Genomic DNA, 269 nt, shown 5'->3' with positions numbered 1-269 from the left:
CAAGCCCCCTCCCACAAGGGCACGCATTTCACAGGTGGAGGGGGCTTGCCCCCGATAGCGCCCTAAAGGCCCACATCCATACCCAGCATTGCCACCCTCAACCGCGCAGCACTCGGCCGCTGGCAATTGAGCAGCACCCGCTGCAGCCCCAACCAGTCAGCCATCTGCCGCAGGCTGCGCGCCAACGCCACCATCCCCTGCTCGTCCAGGCCGGGTTCTTCCTCGTGCACCGCATGCACCGCCAGGCAACCGTTGGCCCGCTCGGCGCG

Annotated in this window: 1 pseudogene; it reads right to left on the bottom strand. The window is 68.0% G+C overall.

Annotated features, from left to right (window positions below):
- Positions 1–62: 62 nt before the first annotated feature.
- Positions 63–269 (bottom strand): annotated as a pseudogene (locus AC0L3U_RS39460) (hypothetical protein); the annotation flags it as partial.

This window comes from Bradyrhizobium sp. Kon69, from assembly GCF_055807515.1.
This window is presented reverse-complemented; position numbering and strand designations above follow the sequence as displayed.